This window comes from Tenacibaculum xiamenense, from assembly GCF_964513065.1.
GTDB classification, from domain to species: Bacteria; Bacteroidota; Bacteroidia; order Flavobacteriales; family Flavobacteriaceae; genus Polaribacter; species Polaribacter xiamenense.
This window is the reverse complement of sequence record NZ_CAZEQU010000019.1, coordinates 1-11,515: the sequence shown is the minus strand read 5'-3', so window position 1 is coordinate 11,515 and position 11,515 is coordinate 1. Positions and strand designations below refer to the sequence as shown.

The 11,515-nt window shown below is 34.5% G+C and carries 1 protein-coding gene (cut by a window edge); it reads right to left on the bottom strand.

What is annotated here, in order from left to right:
• Positions 1–11,508, bottom strand: partial view of an amino acid adenylation domain-containing protein gene (locus tag ACKTTV_RS09155; RefSeq protein WP_408030537.1) — the 5' portion only. The gene continues 6,087 nt to the left of window position 1, outside the view; only the first 11,508 of its 17,595 coding nucleotides appear in the window; it begins with the start codon at positions 11,506–11,508; its stop codon lies off the left edge, out of view.
• Between the last annotated feature and the right edge of the window lie 7 nt (positions 11,509–11,515).

Below are 11,515 nucleotides of genomic sequence, written 5' to 3'. Positions count from 1 at the left end.
ATGCTGATTCACTATCAAGTAATAACGATCATGCTCCTTATCATCTGCCGATTTTAATTGTAATAATGGTGCTTTTGAAACATCCATCCACTGATTCCCTGGAGCTGTTAACTCTTCTAATTCAGTTAAAATATCAGCTTTGTTATCAAAGATTAGTTCTTCTACTGATAATACCGCTTCTCGCTGTACTACCTGAACCGCTTTTGGTAAACCTTCACTTATAAAACTAGTTCTTAAAACATCATGACGATTGACTACAAATTGTAGTGCCTCGATAAATGATTGACGCTTTTCTTTGTCTGTAAACGATAGCAGGTTCGATAAAACATACGAATCTCCTTGTTTTTTATCACTCATTAAATAATGGAAGTGCATCCCTTCCTGTAATGGTGATAATGGATAGATATCTTCAATATTAGAAACGCCTCCTGAAATCTTTGAAACCACCGTATCAATATCTTCTTGAGTAAAATCTAACAATGGAACCATTGATGGAACTATATGCTCTACTTCTGGTGTAATTCCATTGGCTGGCACTCGATATCTTGAAGTCTCCGATGATAATTTTTCTGCTATCTGTGCAATCGTGGCATTAGCAAAAATATCTTTAACCTCGATGTACAAATCAAGCTTTTGTAATCTTGAGATTAATTGAACCACTAGTAAGCTATGTCCTCCTAATTCAAAGAAGTTATCGTAAACTCCTACTTTCTCTACGCCTAATAAGTCCTGCCAAATCGTAGCTATTTGTGATTCTACTACAGTTCTCGGAGCTACGTATTCATTGGTTGATAAGAGTGATCCATCTAGTTCTGGCAACGCTTTTCTATCTAATTTACCGTTAGATGTCAGTGGCATTTCTTCTAGTTCAACCCATAAACTAGGAACCATGTATTCTGGTAAACGCTCTTTTAATTCGGCTTGAATTAATTCCTTATTTAACTGTTCTTTCGCAACTACATACCCAACTAATCGTTTAACTCCATTTGTATCTTCTTTTGCTAATACACAACATTGACTTACTGAGTCCAAACTTAATAGAACGGTCTCAATCTCCCCTAATTCAATTCTATATCCACGAATCTTAACCTGTGCATCCTTTCTCCCTATAAATTCTATATTTCCATCTGGTAACCAACGAGCTAAATCTCCAGTCTTGTAGATTCTCTCGCCTTTCTTAAATGGATTCGGAACGAATTTTTCATTAGTTAGTTCTTCTCTATTTAAATACCCTCTGGCAACTCCTTTTCCTCCTACACATAATTCTCCTACAACACCTATTGGTGATAAATTCATTTCTGAATCAACTATATAAACTTGTGAATCATGAATTGGTTTTCCAATTGGAGGTTTTTCATTGCTACTATCAGTTGGAGATACTTTACAATAGGTCGCAACTACGGTTGCTTCCGTTGGTCCATAGTTATTGTAAATCGTAAGAGAGGTTTCCTTACTAATAGACAAGGCATCTCCTCCTGTTAAAATTGTCGTATTTGGTAATGAGATATCTGCATCTATAAAATTCTCACACAATAGTGTGGGAACGTAGGTATGCGTAATTTCATTTTCATTTAAAAACGTTGAAAATAACTGTAAATCATAACGATTTTCTCCTGTAATAGGATATAAACTCGCTCCTGCCAATAAATATGGGAATATCTCCCAAACACTTGCATCAAATCCTACGCCTGCAAATAAACTTCCTCTACTTGATTCTGTTACTGAAAATACCGATTGATGCCAGAAACATAGGTTAACTAAATTTTGATGTTCTACCATCACTCCTTTAGGTTTACCTGTACTTCCTGAGGTGTAGATGATATAAGCTAAATTACTTGGTAAAATCGATTGACCTAATAGTTTTTTAGAATGTACTGAAATTAGCTCATTCCATTGTTTATCTATAGCAATAACAGAGATATCCTCTCTACCTGATAACAGTTCTAAATTAGCTCCACTAGTTAATAACAACTTAATTCCTGCATCGCTTAACATATAATCAATACGATCCTTTGGATATTCCGGATCAATTGGAACATAGGCTCCTCCCGATTTTAAAACTCCTAAAATTGCAACAATTAACTCCAAACTACGGTCCATGCATATTCCTACAAAGGTTTCAGCTTGTACTTCTTGCTCTTGCAAATAATAGGCTAGTTGATTTGAACGAGCATCTAATTCTTGATAAGTCAAAGTGATTCCTTCAAAAGAAACGGCTATCGCTTCTGGTGTTTTTTGAACTTGTGCTTCAAATAACTCAATAACTGACTTTTCTGATGAATACATCTGTTCAGTAGTATTGAAAACCTCTAGTATTTCTCTGTTTTCTTCTAATGAAAGAATTGTTGTGCTACCAACTTGAATGTTTTCCTCAGAAATTAATCCTTCAATTAATTGTTCTAAGGCTTCTCGCATATACGATTGTACTCTATTTACATCGATACTTTCATCTATTTGAGCTATTAATCCGAAATCGACTCCATTATCATCAATACTCAACGTAAATGGATAATTCGTGCGCTCCTGACCTCCAATAATATTAATTCCTAAGTCTAGATCTGTCCACGCTTCTTTTTCCTCCGCCCCTATTTGGGTGCGGCGATAGTTTAATAAAGCACTAAATAAAGGAACTTCATTTGAGACATTACTCCAGCCTTGAACACTTGCCAGTGGGGTTTGTTCATAAGATAATAATCCTGACAATTGTTGCTTAACTGTTTCAACATAATCATCAATACTTCCTTCTAAAGCTACATAAAACGGTAAAGTATTGATAAACAAACCTAATGAATCTGCAGCTCCAGATGAACCTTGTAAACGTCCAGAGAATAAAGATCCAAATAAGGCATACTTTGAGTTACTACATTTTCCTACAACTAATCCATATGCTGCATGGAATAAGATTGCTGGGCTCATACCTTTTTCAGTACTTATTTTTCGAATCTTTTTACTCAATTCTTGTGATAAGATGACTGCCGATTCTTTTATTGACTCTCCTGTTGCTTGGGTATTCGATAACTCAAATGGATACGTTGGAGTATCAATATCTCCTAATAAATTCTTAAAATAAGACTCACTATTATTCGTAGCTTGTTGATGAAGTGTATGACCAATAAACTCTCGGTACGACGATGGTTCAGCTAAACTAGCTCCTTTCCCTGACAAGTAGGTAAGAATCTCAGAAATAAGCATCTCCATTCCGATATTATCCATAATCAAGTGATGCTCCAGTAAAATCAAATAATAAGTATTGTTTTTAGGATCATCTGCTTTTTGTAATCCTAATAATGGAGCTTTGGTAACATCCATCCATTGATTACCAGGTGCTATCAGTTCTTGTAATTCAGCTAAAACATCTTTACTCTCATCAATCTTTAAATCTTCTACATGTAGTAATGCCTCTTTTTGTACAACTTGAACCGGTTTAGGTAATTCTTCGCTTAAAAACATTGTTCGTAATACATCATGACGATTCACTACGAACTGTAAAGCTTCTATAAAAGAAGAGCGTTTACCTTCTCCTGTAAATGATAACAGACAAGGTATTGCATAAGGATCTCCTTCTTCCTTGTTAACCATTAAATGGTGGAAGTACATTCCTTCTTGTAATGGAGATAATGGATAAATATCTTGAATATTGGATACTCCTCCAGGAACCTTCGCTACGATAGCATCAATATCTTCTTGATCGAAGTTTACTAATGGAACCATTGATGGAACAATACAATCTATATCTTCTGTAATTCCATTTGCTGGAACTTGATATAGTGACGATGATGATAAACTTTCACTAATACCTGCTATTGTAGGGTTAGAGAAAATATCTTTTACTGAGATATGGTAATCGTTTTTCTGAAGTTGAGATATTAATTGAACAACTAATAAACTATGACCTCCTAATTCAAAGAAATTATCATAAACACCTATTTTATCAATTCCTAATAATTTTTGCCAAATAAGAACTATTGCTCCTTCGGTTTCATTTCTTGGGGCTGTATAAGCTGCTGTTGATAATAACGATCCATCTGGTTCTGGTAAGGCTTTCTTATTAATCTTTCCATTTGCCGTTAATGGTATCTTATCTAATTCAACCCATAATGTAGGTAGCATATATTCGGGTAATCGATCTTTTAAGAATGTTTCAGTAGCCTCTTTGTCAAACTTTTCATTTGTTACTACATAACCTACTAAACGTTTTGCCCCTGTTACATCTGACTTTGCTAATACGCAACAGCTCTCAATTGTTGGTACATCGAAAAGTACCGTTTCTATCTCTCCCAATTCAATACGATATCCACGGATCTTAACCTGGCTATCGCCTCTTCCTATGAAATCCATATTACCATCAGGCAACCAGCGCGCTAAATCGCCTGTTCGGTACAATAAAGTTCCTGCTTCAAATGGATTCGAAACAAACTTCTCTTTTGTTAGTTCTTCTTTATTTAAATAGGCCTTTGCTAGTCCAAGCCCTCCAATGTAAAGTTCTCCTGTAACTCCAATTGGTGCTAAGTTCTTAGAAGCATCCATAATATAAAAACTCATATTATGTAAGGGCTTTCCAATTGGCACTGTTACTGAATCTGATAGATTATCTATATTTTCAACTTCATAATATGAACTATCAATTGTTGCTTCGGTAACTCCATAACTATTGACTAGTCTTAGAGAATTTCCAAATCTTTCATACAAACGTTTGAAATCGTGTACATGGAAAATATCCGATCCTAAAACAACTTGCTTCAACCAAGAAACATCCAAATCCTGTTCATAGATGTAGTCCATTAATGGTACACCCAATGATGGTGTAGTTTCAAAAATGTTAATCTTGTGCTCTGCAATTAAATTATAAAGTGCTACTATATCTAAACGAAGATCTTCTGGGCAAATAATCATCTGACCTCCAAACAATAACGACTTACAAAAATCCCCTACAAAAACATCAAAAGCAAAGCTTGCTAATTGTAATAAACGAGTATCGTCATCAATCTCAAAAGATTCTTTCCAACTTAAAGCAACATTATAAACTCCTAAGTGCTGCACCGCAACTCCTTTAGGCTTTCCTGTAGTTCCTGAAGTATAAATTATATAGGCTAAATCATCGATACTTACAACAGTATCTAGTGTATTTATAGACTCCTCTGCTATTACTGTTGCTTCTGCATCTACAATGATTTTTTGAACACTTCCAAAAGGTTTTAATAATTCACTATCTAATTTGCTAGTGATTAAAAGGTTTAATGCTGCATCTTCAATAATATGGGCAATACGATCAGAAGGATAACTTGTATCGATTGGGACATATGCTCTTTCTGATTTCAATACGGCTAGTGTACTGATGATCATATTAATTCCTTTTGAAAGGCAAATACCAACTAAGCTATTAGAACCTTGGTAGACACGGTCAATATAACGAGCTAATTGATTCGATTGTTCATCTAATTCTTTATATGTAATCGATGTGTTTTCATAAACGACAGCTACATTCGTCGGATTCTTTACAACCTGATCTTCAAAAAGATTAAGAATGGTTTGGTTTTCTGGTAATTCTAATAAGTTCGAATTAAAGGTAGCTAGTAATTCATCTTTTTCTTCAGACGATAAAATATTTAATTCAGAAACTGGTACTTCTTTTTCTGATTTCAGCCCTTTTACTAAGCTTACTAAAGCTTCGTACATATAAATAAGTACTCGATCTCCGTCAATACGTGTATCAATTTGAGCTATTAAACTAAAATGATCACCATAATCATCTACATCCACTGAGAACGGGTAATTTGTACGCCCTTCACCACCAACTATAGTTACTCCTAAATTTTCATTGAGTTCTTCTTCACTCGATGACTCTGAAGAGTTACGGTAGTTTAGTAAAGTACTAAATAATGGGACATCATTGGAAATTCCACTCCAACTTTGAATATTGGATAAAGAACTTTGTTCATAAGATAAAAGTTCATTTAATCTATTTTTAACTTCAGTTACATATTCTGAAACACTTCCTTTTAGCTCTGTAAAAAATGGCAAAGTATTAATGAATAAACCTAATGAATCTAAAGAATTGGCTGCTCCTTGCAAACGTCCTGAGAATAACGACCCGAAAATCGCGTATTCTGAATTACTACATTTTGCAATCACAATACCATAAGCTGCATGGAATAAAACGGCAGGACTTATACCTAAACTAAGGCTAACATTACGAATTTTGTCGTTTAATTTACCTGTTAAAAGCATACTATGCTCCTTAATTCCACTTCCATCTCCCTGAACATCTGATAGATTAAACGGATAAGTCGGTTCTTCAATAGAGCCTAATAACTTACTAAAGTACGCTTCGCTATCATTTGACGATTGTTGATGTAATGCATGAGCTATGAAATTTCTATATAGAGCAGGAGCAGAAAGATTTTCTACATTTCCTGATAAATATTGTTCTATTTCCAGAATGACCTTTTTCAACCCAATATGATCTAATACCATATGGTGTTGGTTAATCAATAAGTAGTATACATTATTTTCAGCATCATCTATTGACTTCAACCTTAATAAAGGTGCTTCAGAAATATCCATCCACTGGCTTCCTGGTGAACCTAATACTTCTAACTCTGACTTTATATCTTTAGAAGAATCAAAGGTGAGATGCTCTATAGACAAATGTACTTTCCTTTGAACTACTTGAACCGTTTTTGGTAAACCTTCACTTAAAAAGCTAGTTCGTAATACATCATGGCGATTTACCACAAACTCTAAAGCTTCTATGAAAGAGTTACGTTTTTCTTCGCTTTCAAAAGACAATAAGTTCGGTAAGATATAAGGATCTCCTTGTTCTTTATCACTCATTAAGTAATGGAAGTAAATTCCTTCTTGTAATGGCGACAATGGATAGATATCTTCAATATTTGCAACACCTCCTGGTATCTTTGAAACCACCTTATCAATATCTTCCTGATTGAAATCTAATAATGGAACCATTTCAGGAATGATACGATCAGTGTCCTCAGTAATTCCGTTTGCTGGAACTTGATATAGTGATGCTTCTGAAGATACTGTTTCAGCAATTTCAGCTATTGTTGGACTTGAGAAAATGTCTTTGACTTCAATATAATAATTCAGCTTTTGTAAACGAGATATTAATTGAACAACCAATAAACTATGTCCACCTAACTCAAAGAAATTATCATAAACACCAACCCTTTCTAAACCTAATAGTTCTTGCCAAATAGTAGCTATTTGTGCTTCTTTTACGTTTCGTGGTGCAACATATTCTTTTGTTGACAACATAGTTCCATCTGGTTCCGGAAGTGACTTTCTATCCAGTTTACCATTTGATGTTAATGGCATTTCTTCTAATTCAATCCATATTTGAGGTACCATATATTCTGGTAAACTCTTCTTTAATTCTGATTGAATTAGCTCTTTATTTAAACTCTCTTCTTTAACAATATATCCGATTAAACGCTTATTTCCTGCACCATCTTCTTTGGCTAAAACACAACTACTGTGAACTCCTTCTACTTTAGAAAGTACAGATTCTATTTCTCCTAGTTCAATACGATATCCACGAATCTTAACCTGTGCATCTTTTCTTCCTATATATTCAATTGTTCCATCTGGCAACCAACGTCCTAAATCTCCTGACTTGTATAAACGAGCATTGGTATCATCACTAAATGGATTTGATACGAATCGCTCATTTGTTAAAGATTCTCTATTTAAATAACCTCGCGCAACACCACTTCCTCCTACACATAATTCTCCTATAACACCCTGTGGAACTAAATTTAAATTATCATCTACGATATAACAGCTTAATGTTGGAATGGCAGTACCAATCGTACTTGCCGTATCGTTAATATCGGCCTTAGTAATTTCTTTATAGGTAACATGAACCGTGGTCTCTGTAATACCATACATGTTAATTAGCTTACTATTTTCATACGACTGTTTCCATCGAGCTAAATAACTTGGATTTAAAGCTTCTCCACCGAAAATTACATAACGGATTGTACTTTCATTTGCTTTAGATAAATAGTGATCTTGAAGCGTATAGAAAGAACTTGGCGTTTGGTTTAATACTGTAACTCCTTCTTCTATCAATAAGTGGCTAAAAGCCATGGCATCCTTAGTAACTGACTTTGGAACAATTACCAAACGACCTCCAAATAACAATGCTCCATACATTTCCCAAACTGAGAAATCAAAACAGAAAGAATGAAATAAAGTCCACACGTCGTTTGAATCGAAATCAAATAAACACTCGTCATTCTTAAATAAACGAACAACATTTAAATGTTCAATTAAAACTCCTTTCGGTTTTCCTGTACTTCCTGAAGTATAAATTACATAAGCTAAGTTCTCTGGAGATACTACTTTACTTAATTCTTCGGTTGAATATGATGAAATTATATCCCATGCTCCATCTAAAGAAAGTATATTCAACTCAGCTTTATCCTTTAAAACTTCTTTGCTCGCCTCATCACTTAACACCAACTCAATTCCTGCATCTGTCAAAGTATACGCTATTCTATCTTCTGGATAAGCCGGATCTACTGGAACATATGCTCCTCCCGACTTTAAGATTCCTAGAATACCAATGATCATATCAAAGCCTCGTTCTAAACAAATACCAACTAAAGTATCCGGCTGAACTCCTTGTTCTCTTAAATAATGAGCTAATTGATTAGACTTAACATCTAAATCTTTATAGCTTAGTTCTTTTCCTTTATAAACTAATGCGACTGCATTCGGAGTGCTTGTTACCTGTTCTGAGAATAAATCAACTATTGTTTTGTCTGATGGGTATGCTACAGAAGCGTTATCAGATATTTCTAGTAATTTGATTTCTTCCTCTTTCGGTAAAATTGCTATACTTCCAATTGATTTTTCAGATTTTAAGCCTTCGATTAATTCGATTAAAGCTTCTTGCATAAAATCGAATATGCGGTTTGGAGCAATGCTTCCACTTATCTGAGCATCTATTTTGAAGTCATTTCCATAATCATCAACACTTAAAGTAAAGGGATAATTCGTTCTTTCGTGACCTTTAATGGCAGTTATTCCTAAGTTTTGCGTATGTCCTTCTTCTTCTGAAGCCCCTGTAGAATGACGGTAATTTAATAGAGCACTAAATAATGGTACATCGTTAGAAATTCCACTCCAGCTTTGAACATCGGCTAAAGCGCTTTGTTCGTACGATAAAAACTCATTTAATCTAATTTTAACGGTATCAATGTAATCTGAAACATTTCCGTCTAATTCAGTTAAAAATGGTAAAGTATTAATGAACAACCCTAATGAATCGGCTGAATTTGATGCTCCTTGTAAACGTCCAGAGAATAATGAACCAAAAATGGCGTAATCACGATTACTGCATCTTCCTATTACAATACCATAGGCTGCATGGAATAAAACAGCAGGGCTCATTCCTAACTCGTGACTAACACTTCGTATTTCTTTACTTAAATCATTCGCTAATAAAGCACCATACTCTTTAACATCACTTCCATCTCCTTGGACATCTGATAATTCAAATGGATACGTCGGTTCTTCAACGTTTCCTAATAAATTTCTGAAATACGATTCGCTGTTATTTGTGGCTTGAGAGTGTAAAGTATGCCCTATAAAATCTCTATATAAAACAGGTACAGATAGACTCTCCTTATTTCCTGATAAATACTGTTCTATCTCAACAATAACTTTTTCTAGACCAATATGATCTAATACTAAGTGGTGTTGATTAATTATCAAATAACAACCATTATTTTCTAAATCATCAGCAGATTTTAATTTTAATAATGGAGCTTTTGCTACATCCATCCATTGATTTCCAGGGGTAGTTAAAGTTTTTAACTCTGATAAAACGTCTGCTGTCTTTTCAAACTTTAGCTCTTCAACTAATAATTCTGCTTCCCTTTGCACCACCTGAACCGCTTTTGGTAAACCTTCATTTACAAAACATGTTCTTAATACATCATGACGGTTTACTACAAATTGTAAAGCTTCTATAAAAGAATCTCGTTTTTCTGAATCTTCAAAAGACAATAGATTAGATAAGATATACGGGTCTCCTTGTTCCTCATTACTCATTAAATAATGGAAGTACATTCCTTCTTGCAATGGTGATAATGGATAGATATCCTCGATATTTGATACTCCACTTGGAACCTTTGAAACTACTGCATCAATATCCTCTTGATCAAAATCCAATAAAGGAACCATAGCTGGTACAATGTAGTCTGTATCCTCTGTAATTCCATTCGCTGGAACCTGATATACTAAAGCTCCTGATGATACTTTTTCTGCTATTTCTGCAATCGTTGGATTTGAGAAGATATCTTTAACTTCAATGTGATAATTCAGTTTTTGTAGACGAGATATTAATTGAACAACTAGTAAACTATGCCCTCCTAACTCAAAGAAATTGTCATAAACTCCAACCTTTTCTATACCCAATACATCTTGCCAAATAGTAGCTATTTGTGCTTCCTTTATGTTTCTTGGAGCGACATACTCTTTGGTTGATAATAATGATCCATCTGGTTCTGGTAAAGCTTTTCTATCTAATTTACCATTCACTGTTAATGGCATTGTTTCTAACTCAACCCATAAACCAGGAACCATGTATTCTGGAAGAATTTCTTTTAATTCATTTTGAATGTTTTCCTTATTGAATTCTCCATTTGGAACTACATAAGCTACCAAACGCTTGCTTCCTATACTATCGTCTTTAGCTAATACACAACATTGACTGATACTTTCTAATAATGATAAAGCATTCTCGATCTCTCCTAACTCAATTCTATACCCACGAATCTTTACCTGATTGTCTTTTCTTCCAATATACTCTATTGTTCCATCTGGTAACCAACGTGCTAAATCTCCTGTTTTGTAGATTCGATCGCCTTCCTTAAATGGATTCTGAATGAACTTCTCATTGGTTAATTCTTCTTTGTTTAAATATCCTCTAGCTACTTGAACTCCTCCAATACATAATTCTCCTGCAACTCCTACTGGTGCTAAATTCATCGAATCATCTAGTACATATAAACTTGTATTGGCTACTGGACGTCCGATTAATACATTGTCGATTTGTTTTTCTAATGGAACTGGCCAATAACTTACATCAATTGCTGCTTCGGTTGGTCCGTATAAGTTGTGTAATTCCGTTCCCGTAAACTTCTCGTTAAATAATGCTACATGATCTACTTGTAAAGCCTCTCCACTACAAATTACGCGACGTAAAGAAGAACAATCTCCTTTTTCTATTTCTTCTAAGAACACTCTTAACATCGATGGTACAAAATGCATCGTTGTTACTTTTTGTTCTTCTATAATCTCTTTTAAATAACGAGCATCTTTATGTCCTTCTGGCTTAGCAAATACTAATTTCGATCCACAAATTGCTCCCCATAATAATTCCCATACCGATACATCAAAACTGAAAGTTGTTTTTTGTAAAATAGTATCCTCTGAGGTTAATTGGTATTCTGATTGCGTCCATAATAAACGGTTCACAATACCA